Source organism: Arthrobacter sp. YAF34 (assembly GCF_052113245.1).
GTDB lineage: Bacteria > Actinomycetota > Actinomycetes > Actinomycetales > Micrococcaceae > Arthrobacter.
In genome coordinates, this window is the sequence record NZ_JBFRCV010000025.1 from 1 (window position 1) to 12,309 (window position 12,309).

Here is a 12,309-nt window from a genome sequence, read left to right on the forward strand (position 1 = left end):
CCCGGCCGCCCCGGCCGCGTCCAGGGAGCTGGTTTCGTCGAGGAGGATCCGGGCGTGGGCCCAGGAGATCGTCCCGGCCTCCAGGGCGGCCAGGGTCAGCGGCAGCGCCGTGGTCAGGGCCCGGGTGTCGGCCAGCAGGGCCCCGGCGGTGCGTTCGCTGACGGTCAGGACGCAGGCGACCTCGGCGACCACGGCCATCGCCTGGGCCGCGCGGTCGTGCGGGGACCTGGCCGGTGCGGCCAGCGCCGCGGAGGCCTGCAGGTACTGGGAGGCCAGCGTTACTTTCAGCGCGGCGGCCCGGGCCTCCAGCCGGGCGACCTCGGCCAGCCCGTCCAGGGCAGCATCCGCCAGCTCCCGCAACGGATCAGCACCCCGCAACGAATGATTGGAATCCCGCAGCGGATCAGCACCCCGCAACGAATGATTGGAATCCCGCAAGGGATCGGCGCCGGCCATATCAGCATGGTCCACTCCGGCCCCAATGACGGCAGCAAGCGCGGCAACGGACGCGGCGACGGCGTCCAGCGCCTCTCCGCTGTTCCCACCGCCGTCAACGCTCAAGGTCTCAACGTTTGAGGCCGCTCTGCCATTCATACGCCGAGTCTATAGAGGGGCACCGACAATTTTGGATGGTGCTGAGACGGACCTGGCAATGACGGAGCCCGGCGAAATTCATGTCGAGGAGAGAGATTGTCGAGGAGACAGCGATCGGCGTCGCTGCGGCACATCCTCGTTGGAACTGCCGGAGGGCGGTGAGCAGCACCAACCGCTATGACCGCGCGCTACCGCAGCGCGGTCATCTGCGCGGTCCCTTCAGCCCGCTACCCTAGCCCAGGGCGCGGGGGTGTGCGGCGGCGTAGATTTCCCGCAACGTATCGGCCGTCACCTGGGTGTAAACCTGCGTAGTGGTGACCGAGGCGTGCCCCAGCAGTTCCTGGACCACGCGGACATCGGCGCCGCCCTCCAGCAGGTGGGTGGCGAAGGAGTGCCGGAGGGTGTGCGGGGAAACGGCTTTGGTGATGTTGGCCTTTTCCGCCGCGGCCTTGAGGATGGTCCAGGCGCTTTGGCGGCTGATCCTGCCGCCCCGGGCGTTGAGGAACAGCGCCGGGGTGCCTTTGCCCTTGGCGGCCAACAGGGGCCGGCCTCGGACCAGGTAGGCATCGAGCGCCCGTGCCCCATAGGACCCCAGCGGGACGAGGCGTTCCTTGGACCCCTTCCCGAACAGCCTGACGATCGCCGGGCCGTCACTATCGCGTGCCTCGCGGGGGCTGGGCAGGGAGATGTCATCAACATCCAGTCCCACGGCCTCGCTGATGCGGGCTCCGGTGGAATAGAGGAACTCAAGCAGGGCACGGTCGCGCAGGCCAGTGGCGGTATCCGTGCCCGTGGCCTCGAGAATCCTGGTGACCTCGCCGACGCTGATGGCCTTCGGCAGCCGTTTTCCGGGCATCGGCGGGTGGACGTCGCTGGCGGGGTCGGTGGGCGTAACTCCCTCAAGGGCCCAGAACTTGTGGAGGCCGCGCACCGCCACGACGGTGCGCGCCGCGGAGCGGACGCCCAGGGCGGATCCGCCGTCGGACCCGTCGGAGAGCGCCTGAACAAAGCCGGTGACATCATGGCGGGTGACGTCCGCCGGGCGCTGGCGCCCCGCGCGTGCGAGGTGGCTCGCATACCGGGCCAGGTCGCGCCGGTATGCGGCGACGGTATTTGCCGCCAGCCCCCGCTCCACCCCCATGTGCTGCAAGTATTCGGTTACGGCCCGGTCGATCGCCGTCGCGGGACGGGCCGGACGTGGCGGCAGACCGACGTCGGGCTGCGGGTCCGCGGCCCGGGCCGGGCTGGCTGGCTCAAGCATCTGCGCGGCATCGGTCAGCGCGGCATCGGTCAGCGCGGCATCGGTCTGCGCGGCATCGGTCAGCGCGGCATCGGTCAGCGCGTCGGTCATTGGCGCTGGCTGGGATGGGCAGGCCAGGGCGCGTCGGCCGGGCGGAGGCCTTCAAAGTTATCGGCGCGGGCGGCGGCGGCGGCGAGGATACCGACGACGGCGGACGGGTTGTGCAGGCGCCCGTCCAGCACCGCCTGGACGGCCTCGTCCAGCGGGGTCCAGTGCAGTTCGATTTCGGCTTCCTCATCGGTGCGGACGTGCCGTTCATGTCCGGGCACATCGCTGACGCCGCGGGCCAGGTAGATGCGGATCGCCTCGCTGGAGGATCCCGGGGAATTGAAGAAGTCGGCCAGCACGTTCCAGCGGTCCGCCACGAGGTCCGCCTCCTCGGCCAGCTCGCGGGCCGCGCCGACGACGAAGTCCTCCCCTTCGACGTCGAGGAGCCCGGCGGGGATCTCCCAGAGGTCCATGCCCACAGGGTGCCGGTACTGCCGCAGCAGCAGCACGTCGCCGGCGTCGTTCATCGGGAGCACGGCTACCGCGCCGGGATGGTCGATGTAGTCCCGGACCAGCGTGTCGCCGTTGTCGTGGAGCTGGAAACTGTCGCTGACGACGTCCCAGATCCGGCCTTCGTAAACCTTCCGTGAAGACAAAAGACGGCGCGGGCTCGGTTCATCCGAAACCTGCCGTGCAGCATTGGGGGTCTCAGACATACCGGGCATCGCGCCGTCCTTTGATTCAGTTGGAAGTTACTTGGACACTGCTGCCGGAGAGGGCTTGGCGGCAGCAGCCGGGGCGTCGGCCTTGGCCTTATCGCCGGCGTGGTCGCCGGAATCGGGAACGACGTCGGCAGCGTGCTGGTGGGCCAGGGCCGCCTTGATCAGGCCCGCGAACAGCGGGTGCGGGCGCGTGGGCCGCGAGCTGAGCTCGGGGTGCGCCTGTGTGGCCACGTAGTACGGGTGAACGTCGCGGGGAAGTTCCACGAACTCGACCAGCTTGCCGTCGGGCGACGTTCCGGAGAAGGACAGTCCCTTGGCGGCAATCTGTTCGCGGTACTTGTTGTTGACTTCGTAGCGGTGCCGGTGGCGTTCGCTGACGTTGGTGGCGCCATAGGTTTCGGCAACCACCGAGCCCTCGTCAAGTTTGGCCTCGTACAGACCCAGGCGCATGGTGCCGCCGAGGTCGCCCTTGCCGTCAACGATGTCCAGCTGCTCTTCCATCGTGGCGATGACCGGGTACTTGGAGTCCGGCTCGAATTCGGATGACGAAGCGCCTTCGAGGCCGACCACGTTGCGGGCGTACTCGATCACCATGCACTGCAGGCCCAGGCACAGGCCCAGAACCGGGAGCTTGGTTTCGCGGGCGTACTTCAAGGCGCCAAGCTTGCCTTCGAGCCCGCGGATGCCGAAGCCGCCCGGAACACAGATGGCGTCCACGCCAGCCAGGGACTGCACGGCACCTTCGCGGGTTTCGCACTCGTCCGAAGGGACCCAGCGGATCTTGACCTTGGTGTCGTTGGCGAAGCCGCCGGCACGCAGGGCCTCCGTGACGGACAGGTAGGCATCCGGCAGGTCGATGTACTTGCCGACGAGTGCGACCTCAACCTCGTGCTTGGGGTTGTGGACGGCGTCGAGCAGCTTGTCCCAGCTGGTCCAGTCCACATCCTTGAACGGCAGGTCCAGGGCGCGGACAATGTACGAGTCCAGGCCCTGGGAGTGCAGGGTCTTGGGGATGTCGTAGATGCTCGGCGCGTCCGGGCAGCCGATGACGGCGTCGATGTCGACGTCGCACATGCGGCCGATCTTCTCGCGCATGGGCTGCGGCACGTCGCGGTCCGAACGGATCACGATCGCTTCGGGCTGGATTCCGATGGAGCGCAGCGCGGCAACGGAGTGCTGCGTCGGCTTGGTCTTCAGCTCCTGGGACGGACCGATGTACGGCACGAGCGAGACGTGGAGGAAGAACACGTTGTTGCGCCCGATGTCCTGGCGGACCTGGCGGGCGGATTCGAGGAACGGCTGGGACTCGATGTCGCCCACGGTTCCGCCGATTTCGGTGATGATGACGTCCGGGGCGTGCTTGCCTTCGGCGGGCAGCCGCATGCGCCGCTTGATCTCATCGGTGATGTGCGGGATGACTTGGACGGTGTCGCCGAGGTATTCGCCGCGGCGTTCCTTGGCGATGACGGTCGAGTAGACCTGGCCGGTTGTGACGTTGGCCGAGCCCTCGAGGTTTTCATCGAGGAAGCGCTCATAGTGGCCGATGTCCAGGTCCGTTTCGGCGCCGTCGTCGGTGACGAAGACTTCGCCATGCTGGAAGGGGTTCATCGTGCCCGGATCCACGTTCAGATAGGGATCGAGCTTTTGCATTGTTACAGACAGACCGCGTGCCCGCAGGAGGTGACCGAGGCTCGAAGCCGTCAGTCCCTTACCGAGCGAGGACGCTACACCACCGGTGACGAAGATGTGTTTGGTCGTCTTGGACGAGCCCGGAAACCGGGAATTTACACGAGAGTTTGATCGCTGCACCACGGGGTTTGAGCTTATCATCAATTCGGCCTTCCACGGGCTCTTTGGCTGGATCCCGATGTGATTGTTGTCTTAGCGCGGACCTGGCGGCGGTCCGTGCGGAAGTCTCTGCGGGACCGCTCAGATTTGCGGCAGGAGTTTGGCGTCGTCCAGCAGCTCCTGGGCGTGGGCGCGGGCTGATTCGGAGTCCTCCTGGCCGGCCAGCATGCGGGCGAGTTCGCGGACCCGCTCGGCGTCGTCCAGCAGTTGCACGTCGCTGGAGGTGAAGCCCGTGGCGGTGGCCCCGTCGGCGCCCCGGACGGACGTCTTGGTGACCCGGATGTGCTGGTTCGCAAAGGCGGCCACCTGGGGCAGGTGGGTCACCACGAGGACTTGGACGTGCCGGGCCAACATCGCGAGCCGGCGGCCGATCTCGACGGCGGCGCGGCCGCCCACTCCGGCGTCGACCTCGTCGAAGACGAACGTCGGGACCGGGTCGACGGCGGCCAGCACCACCTCGATGGCGAGCATGACGCGGGAGAGCTCACCGCCCGAGGCGCCCTTGCCCAGCGGCCGGGCGGGTGCGCCGGAGTGCGGCTGCAGCAGGAACGAGATCTCGTCCGCCCCGAAGGGTCCCAGCTGCTCTGTCGGTTCCACGTTGATGACCAGGGTGGCATCGGCCATGGCTAGCGCCGTCAGCTCCGCACTGACCCGGGCGGAGAGGTCCTTGGCGGCCTTGGTGCGCGCCTTGCTGATCGCGGCGGCCTGCTTCCTAAGCTCGGCTTCGGCACGGGCCACCTCGGCGTCCAGCGTTTCGATCCGGGTGGAGTCGTCCTGCAGTTCCTCGTACCGGGCCCGGGCTTCCTCGGCCCAGACCAGCACTTCGTCGATGCTCGGGGCGTACTTGCGGACCAGCTTGGCCAGCACGGCCCGGCGGTCCTCGATCTCGGCCAGCCGTTCAGGGCCCTCGGTGTCCAGGGCTGCCTGGTAGCTGGCGAGCTCGGCGGCGATGTCGTTGAGCAGGAAACCGACCTCGGCCAGGCGGGACGCGGCGGACCCCAGCTCCTCGTCGTGTTCGGCAACGTGCTCCAAAGTGCGCTTGGCGGCGTCCACCAGGGTGGTGGCGTCGGCCTCCTCGCCGAAGTCCTCGGCGATGAGCGCCTGGTGTGCGGTGCTGGCCGCGATCCGCAGTTCCTCGACGTTGGCCAGTTTCACGGCCTCGGCCTTGAGGGCGTCGTCCTCCCCCGGCTGCGGGTCGACGGCGTCGATCTCCGCCAGGGCGGCCTGCAGCGACTCGGCCTCCCGGAGGCGTTCCCGGGCGGCGCTGCGCAAGGCATCCAGCTCGCCTTGGCTGGCATGCCAGTGGGCGTAGAGGTCCTGGTAGGCCGCCAGGGTCCCGGCGAGCTTCTCACCGGCGAACTTGTCCAGGGCCCCGCGCTGCGCCACCGGGCTCTTGAGCCGGATTTGGTCCGACTGCCCGTGCACCACCACGAGGGTTTCACCGATTTCGGCGAGCACGCCGACCGGCGCGGCACGGCCGCCCACGTAGGCACGGCTGCGGCCGTCGGCGCCCACGCTGCGGGCCAGCAGGAGCTCCACGCCGCCGTCGAACTCCTCGACCTCGGCGCCGGCCTCGCGGGACCGCGCGACGGCAGCGTGCCCGGCGTCGAGCTTCAGCACCGCCTCCGCGGAGGCGCTTTTCGCGCCGCTGCGCACCGCGCCGGCGTCGGACCTGGCGCCAAGGAGCAGCCCGACGGCGGTGACCACCATCGTCTTTCCGGCGCCGGTTTCACCGGTCACCACGCTGAGGCCCGGGCCCAGCGGCAGGACGGCGTCGGTGATGACGCCGAGGTCGCGGATTCTCAGTTCTTCAAGCATGATTCACTTCTCGGTTGAGGGATCTGGCGATGGATCGGGGGTGTCGCCGGGTCCCGCGTGGCGCGGCGAGGGCAGCGGCGGCATGGGACGGGGCGTGCGGATGATCGGGACGGGGCCGGTGTGGATTGCGGCTCCCTGCGGCATGGGGCCGCGCCAGCCCTGGATCGGGAGCTCGAATTTGCGCACCAGCCTGCCGGAGAACGGCGTCTGGTGCGTCCTGGCGAGCCGCACGGGCGTGGCGGAGCGGGTCACTTCCACGCGCGCGCCGGGAGGCAGGTCCACGGAACGGCGGCCGTCGCACCACAGGACCCCCTGGGCGTTGGTGCGGTTCAGGATCTCGACGGCGAGCCTGGAACGGGGCGAGACCACGAGCGGCTTCGCGAAGAGGGCGTGCGCGCTGATCGGCACGATCAGGAGGGCCTCGACCTCCGGCCACACCACGGGACCACCGGCGGAAAAGGCGTACGCCGTGGAGCCGGTGGGCGTGGCCAGGACCACGCCGTCGCAGCCGAATGAGGTCAGGGGGCGCTCGTCGACTTCGGTGACCACCTCAAGCATCCGTTCCCGGTTGCCCTTCTCGATCGCCGCCTCGTTCAGGGCCCAGGTGTGCCAGATCTTCTGCCCGCGGACCCAGACCTGGACGTCGATCGTCATCCGCTCCTCCACCGTGTATTCACGGCTGGCGATCCACTCGACAGTCTGGGCGAGGTCGGCCCGCTCGCTCTCGGCCAGGAACCCCACATGGCCCAGGTTCACGCCGAGCAACGGCACGTCGACTTCCCGGACGAGCTCGGCGGCCCGGAGGATGGTGCCGTCGCCGCCGAGGACCATGACGAGTTCGACGTCGGGCAGCTTGACGTGATCATGAAGGACCTCGACGGGGTGGTCGAGCCGGCCGAAGAAGCGGACCATGTCCCCCAGCTCAGTTTTCTGCATCACGGGAACCAGCCCGGATCCATGCAGCTGGGCGCACGCTTCCCAGGCAGCTTTGAGTGACTCCTCGCGCCCTGTGTGGGCAAGGATGAGGACACGCCTGCTCATCGGGTTCCGCCTTCTGGTGGGACTAGTGGTTCGGCCAGATTGTTCCGAGCAACGCAGCAACGGCTGCGTCCCGCTCCTCGATCTTAGGCGGGACTTCCGACATCGAGCGTTTTATCCACAAGAAGTACTCGACATTGCCGTCCTGGCCCGGCAGCGGGCTTTGGGCGAGGCCCGACAGGTCCAGGCCCGCGTCCACTGCGGCGCCGGCCACTTTGCCCACAGCAAGCCGGCGCTCCCGCTCCGAGGTGACGACGCCGGTCCGGCCGAGCCGGTCCTTGCCGATCTCGAACTGCGGCTTGACCATCAGGACGAGGTCGCCGCCGGGCTCGGTGCAGGCCGCGAGGGGCGCCACCACGAGGGTCAGCGAGATGAAAGACAGGTCCGCCACGGTCAGGGCGGCAGGTCCGCCGATATCCGCGGGCGTCATGTACCGCACGTTGAGGCCCTCGTGGACGGAAACCCGGGCGTCATGCCGGATTTCCGGGACCAGCTGGTCGTGCCCCACGTCCACAGCCACGACGTGGCCGGCTCCGCGCCGAAGCAGCACATCCGTGAATCCGCCGGTGGAGGCACCGGCGTCGAGGCACCGTTTCCCGGCGACGACGACGGCGGGAAACGCGTCCAGGGCGCCGGCCAGCTTGTGCCCGGCACGGCTGACGTAGCCGTCCTCGGCGGAGGCGGTGACGTCCAGCGCCGCGTCATCCGGAATCTGTAGGGAGGCCTTGGCGAGGACTTCGCCGCCGGAGCTGACCTTGCCCTCAGAAATCAGCCGAGCGGCATGGGTGCGGGACCTGGCGAGCCCGCGGCTTACAAGGGCCTGATCAAGCCGGCTCACGATGCCCCGTACCCCGCAGCATGGACACGGCGCGCCGGCCCCGCGTGCGATGCGACGTCTTCATTCAGGGTCTCCAGCAGGGCATCGTGCATGCCGGCATAGAGCTCGCCGTGTTCGGACACCGGCGCCTGCTCCAGGGCCGCGAGCCGGTCCAGCACGGCGCTGACCGCCGGGTCCTGGATTGGTGCCCGGGCTTCCCGTGGCTCGTGATCCTGGGCGTCGTGATCCTGTGGCTCGCGCTCTTGCTGTGCACCTGCGCCCCGCCGCGACGGCAGCGGGGGCCAAGCGATATCGGCCGCGGGTGACTGCGCCGACGCCGCGTCCGCCAACCCGTCTACCGTCCCGGTTTCGGGCCCGTGTTTCTGGTCCGTCGGGTGCGCCGCAGGGTCGGGCTCCGCGTTTGACTCTTGGTTAAGCTCGGTCATGGTTCCAGTCTAGTGATCGAGCCACTCGAGGACTGGCGCCAGCGCGCTGGTGGTCTCGGGGTTCGCGGCCCACCAGGCCGAACAGGCGGCACGCCAAGAGTCGAGATCGGCGGGATCGCCGCTGATGTGGACGGACTGTCCGCGCACGATCGCGGAGGCGGTGCCGCTGCGGAACCGTCCGGCGTCGTGCTCTACCGCGGGGTAAGGCACATACAGGCCGGTCAGGTCATGGATCAGGAAGTCGGGACGCTCCATGGACCGCGCGGCGAGGATCGATTCCCTGGTGTCCACTCCGGTCAGCACGGCCACCGTCGCGAACCCGGCATTGTTGCCGCCCAGGATGTCGGTGTCCAGGCGGTCTCCGACGACGAGCGGCCGGTCCGCGGCCAGCCGCTTGGCAGCTGTGTGGAAGAGCGGCGCCTCGGGCTTGCCTGCCACGATCGGGCTCTTCCCGGTCGCTGCCGCCACAGCCGCCACGAGGGTCCCGTTGCCCGGGGCGATACCCCGCGCCTGCGGAATGGACATGTCCGTGTTGGTCGCCACCCACAGGGCGCCGCCGGCCACGACATACGACGCCTCAGCAAGGTCCTTCCACCCAAGGTCCGGGCTGAAACCCTGCACGACGGCGACGGGGTTCTCCGCCGCGCTGCGGACGGGAACCAGGCCCACCAGCTCAATCTCCTCTGCCAGCGCGGCACTGCCCGTGATGAGCACCCGTGCTCCGGCCGGCAGGTGCGAGGCCAGCAGGGCTGCTGCCGCCTGCGAGGAACTCACCACCTGGCGATCCTCTGCCGGGGCGCCGAGCTCGCGCAGGTGTTGTGCTACCTGCGCGGGCGAGCGAGATGCGTTGTTGGTGACGTACCCCAGTCCGACTCCGACGCCGGCGAGCCGGCGCAGCGACTCCACGGCTCCGGGGATGGCGTGGGGCCCGGCGTAAACCACGCCGTCCAGGTCCGCGAGCAGGGCGTCAAAGGTGGAGATCAGGGCGGTTTCGGTCACGCGGCTAGTCCTCCCCGCGTTCGTGCAGGGCCGGCGCCGAGTCATCGACGGGGTCCTGATCCGCTTCGGCGTTCGGTTCCCGGTCGGCTTCATCGAGCTCGTCGGCTTCCACAGAGTCCTGGTCAGACTCGGCGTCGTCGGACTCGAAGTAATCAGCTTCGGCGTCGTCGGCGGGGTTGTCGATGCCGACCTCGGCGATAGTGTTCAGCCCGGCCTCCCCTTCGACTGCGCCGGTGACTTCCGCCGCGGCCGCAGCGCTGGCGGCACGGGCGGCGCGTTCCTCGGCCCCGGGGTGCTTGTCGGCAGCCTCCTCGGCGAGGAGCCGGCGCTGACGTTCTTCCTCGCGGGCCTCTTCCTCTTCGTCCCAGCCGAGGTCGATGATGTCCGGTTCCTCCTCTTCACCCAGGCCCAGCGCGTTCTCGGCGACGAGGGCCTGCCGCTGCCACTTGGCAGCCTCGGCGGCCCGGCCGGCTGCCGTGAGCGCATTGGCGTAGGCGCGGAACAACCGGGGGCTGTAGGAAAAGGCCCGGTTGATGTCCAGTTGAGGGATCTCCAGTTCGGAAACCGCCGCATCGAACTGTTCGAGGTCGGTGCGGGCGCCGGCGGCGACAATAGCCAGTTCCACCTTGCCCGGGGCGTCGAGATCCTTGGCTTCTTCGGATCGGGCCATTTCCAGGGCACGGTCCGGCCGGCCCAGGCCCCGCTCGCAGTCAGCCATGACCGGCAGATGCATGTTGGAGCCGCTGATCCGGCGGTAGGTGCGGAATTCCCGCAGGGCCTCACCGTAGTGACCGGCCGCGTAGGCGGTCAGGCCGACAGCTTCGCGGACAGACGCCAGGCGTCCGCCGCGCCTGCTGGCTGCGAGGGCGTGCTGGAAGGCCAGCTCCGGTTCCTCGTCCAGGAGCCGCCCCGCCATGACCAGGTGGCGTGCAACCCACTCGGCGCTGGTGTCCTCGAGGGTCTTGATCTGGTGCTGCGTGGCGCGGTCAAGTTCCTTGCCCGTGACGTCCTCGTCGATCTGGGGTGAACGCTCGCGGTCCGGACGGTTGGCGCTGCGGAGATCGCGGGCATTCGGCACGCGCACCGGGCGGTCCTCGGGGCGGTCCCGGCCGAACTGGCGCGGGCCTGAATCGCGGTCAAAGCTGCGTGCAGGACGGTCCTCACGGTTGCCGAACGGCTTGCGGTTCTCGCCACCGGCGTACGGCTTGCGGTCGCCACCGCCGCTGAACCCGCGCTGGCCGCCGCCCTCACGGGGCGCACGATCGCCATACGACGGCTTGCGGTCGCCGTAGGACGGGCGGCTGTCGCCACCGAAGCTACGCTGTCCCCCACCCTCACGCGGAGCACGATCACCATAGGGCTTGCGATCGCCACCGCCGCTGTACGGCTTACGATCGCTGCCGCCGCTGTACGGCTTACGTTCGCCACTACCGAAGCCGCGCTGATCCCCGCCCTCGCGCGGAGCACGATCACCATACGGCTTACGTTCGCCACCACCGCTGTACGGCTTGCGATCACCGTAGGACGGGCGGCTGTCACCACCGAAGCTACGCTGTCCCCCGCCCTCGCGCGGAGCACGATCACCATACGGCTTACGTTCGCCACCACCGCTGTACGGCTTACGATCGCCGTAGGACGGGCGGCTGTCGCCACCGAAGCTACGCTGTCCCCCGCCCTCACGCGGAGCACGATCACCATACGGCTTACGTTCGCCACCACCGCTGTAAGGCTTACGCTCGCCACCACCGAAGCCGCGCTGATCCCCGCCCTCGCGGGGAGCACGATCACCATACGGCTTACGTTCGCCACCACCGCTGTAAGGCTTGCGGTCGCCGCCGCCGAAGCCGCGCTGATCGCCGCCCTCACGCGGAGCACGATCACCATACGGCTTACGATCACGGTCTTCCCTGGAGCGGAACCCGCGAGGATCGCCGCCGGAGTTGCTGGTGCCGCGGAAAGGAGCTCCGCCGGAACTGCGTCCGCCAGAGTTGTCGTGGGACTTGCCGCCGCGGTTGCCATCATTGTGCTCAGCCATGCTGGAATCCTCCTATTGCGAGCTGACCACTGGCGCAATCGCAGCCGCTCTGTTCCGTGTTTCGTTTCCTACGCAACCCGAAATCAAGCGCTTCGAAGTCCGTACATCTCCCCCAATTCTAGGCGAGCAACCCGCGACCGGCTAACGGCATCCCATCAAGAGGGCACGTCGGTGGCGAGGCTCACAACGCCCCTGCCGCCGCGGTCAGTTCGGGGGGTGTCCCCGCGCAATCGTTCCTCACGTATGCCCGGCTCCGGCGGCTCCGGTGCCCGGTGTCTTGCCGGCTGGGGCGGGGTGTGCGTGAGCGTCTCCCTGGACCGGGCAGGACCTGCGGGAGCGTCCGGCAAGGGCGTGTCGGACGTGCGGGAGCGTCGTGGTTGGGCGTGCCGGACGTGCGGGAGCGTTTCCCGGGGAGGCGTCGGTGCTGCGGGAGCGTCCCCCGGGGAGGTGCCGGTGCTGCGGGGGCGTCCCCCGGGGAGGTGCCGGTGCTGCGGGAGGGTCGTGGTTGGGCGTGTCGGTGCTGCGGGAGCGTCGGTTTGTGGTTGGGGGTTTAAAGGCTCTTCGTGGTTTGTGGGGAATTGATTCCGTGTCGTAGCTAAAGAAGGGGCCCGTGGCCCTGCTGGGATGAGTGTGTCTAGCATTCAACCAGGAACAGGACCACGAGCCTTGACTGAGCCTACCGGGGCGGCGCCTGACGCTGCCAC

9 protein-coding genes and 1 pseudogene are annotated in these 12,309 nt (G+C 68.9%); all 10 read right to left on the reverse strand.

What is annotated here, in order from left to right; translation table 11 throughout:
• Positions 1 to 594, reverse strand: a pseudogene (locus tag AB4Y72_RS19315) (hypothetical protein); the annotation flags it as partial.
• Between the two features lie 232 nt (positions 595 to 826).
• Complete coding sequence (gene xerD / locus AB4Y72_RS19320; protein ID WP_441427761.1) at positions 827 to 1,855, reverse strand: site-specific tyrosine recombinase XerD; 1,029 nt, start codon at positions 1,853 to 1,855, stop codon at positions 827 to 829.
• Between the two features lie 86 nt (positions 1,856 to 1,941).
• Complete coding sequence (locus AB4Y72_RS19325) at positions 1,942 to 2,607, reverse strand: NUDIX domain-containing protein (RefSeq protein WP_441427753.1); 666 nt, start codon at positions 2,605 to 2,607, stop codon at positions 1,942 to 1,944.
• 27 nt (positions 2,608 to 2,634) lie between these two features.
• Complete coding sequence (locus AB4Y72_RS19330) at positions 2,635 to 4,434, reverse strand: CTP synthase (protein WP_441427754.1); 1,800 nt, start codon at positions 4,432 to 4,434, stop codon at positions 2,635 to 2,637.
• Between the two features lie 99 nt (positions 4,435 to 4,533).
• Positions 4,534 to 6,270, reverse strand: coding sequence for a DNA repair protein RecN (recN, locus tag AB4Y72_RS19335; RefSeq protein ID WP_441427755.1), 1,737 nt, complete (start codon positions 6,268 to 6,270; stop codon positions 4,534 to 4,536).
• A 3-nt stretch (positions 6,271 to 6,273) separates the two neighbouring features.
• Entirely contained in the window at positions 6,274 to 7,311 is a 1,038-nt protein-coding gene (locus tag AB4Y72_RS19340; RefSeq protein ID WP_441427756.1) for an NAD kinase, read from the reverse strand.
• Between the two features lie 22 nt (positions 7,312 to 7,333).
• A complete protein-coding gene (locus AB4Y72_RS19345) occupies positions 7,334 to 8,146 on the reverse strand; it encodes a TlyA family RNA methyltransferase (RefSeq protein ID WP_441427757.1) in 813 nt (270 codons plus the stop codon).
• Positions 8,143 to 8,571 carry a hypothetical protein gene (locus tag AB4Y72_RS19350; protein WP_441427758.1) on the reverse strand — a complete coding sequence of 143 codons (429 nt, stop codon included), beginning with the start codon at positions 8,569 to 8,571 and terminating at the stop codon, positions 8,143 to 8,145. The genes AB4Y72_RS19345 and AB4Y72_RS19350 overlap by 4 nt, the downstream gene beginning before the upstream one ends.
• A 9-nt stretch (positions 8,572 to 8,580) precedes the next feature.
• Entirely contained in the window at positions 8,581 to 9,570 is a 990-nt protein-coding gene (locus AB4Y72_RS19355) for an HAD-IIA family hydrolase (RefSeq protein ID WP_441427759.1), read from the reverse strand.
• 4 nt (positions 9,571 to 9,574) lie between these two features.
• Complete coding sequence (locus AB4Y72_RS19360) at positions 9,575 to 11,605, reverse strand: hypothetical protein (RefSeq protein WP_441427760.1); 2,031 nt, start codon at positions 11,603 to 11,605, stop codon at positions 9,575 to 9,577.
• Positions 11,606 to 12,309 lie beyond the last annotated feature (704 nt).